The sequence below is a fragment of the Vibrio sp. 10N.261.45.E2 genome, from assembly GCF_002875705.1.
In the GTDB taxonomy this organism is placed as follows: Bacteria; Pseudomonadota; Gammaproteobacteria; order Enterobacterales; family Vibrionaceae; genus Vibrio.
In genome coordinates this window covers 1-219 of record NZ_MCZZ01000034.1, presented here as the reverse complement: position 1 = coordinate 219, position 219 = coordinate 1, and the positions used below count along the sequence as shown (strand labels likewise).

Annotated in this window: 1 protein-coding gene; it reads right to left on the bottom strand. The window is 51.1% G+C overall.

Annotated features, from left to right (window positions below; all coding sequences use genetic code 11):
* The coding region (locus BCT34_RS02020; RefSeq protein WP_198594880.1) for an FG-GAP repeat protein at positions 1-219 on the bottom strand (219 nt) is incomplete at both ends.

Sequence of the window (219 nt, the reverse complement as noted above, 5' to 3'; positions counted from 1 at the left end):
GCCTGAGCACCCGAGTTGACCCCCGTACCGTTTGACTCCTCACGAATCGCCCCGACAGCCAGCGTATTGCCATCTGATGATAAAGCAACTGAATGACCAAAGTAATCATAGAAATCAGGGGTAGAGGCCTTTATGTAGGCTTCCTGAGTCCATGTAGAGGCTCTGTAACGGAAGAGATAAACCGCACCAGAGAACGCCACAGAATTGTTCGCCTGAGCA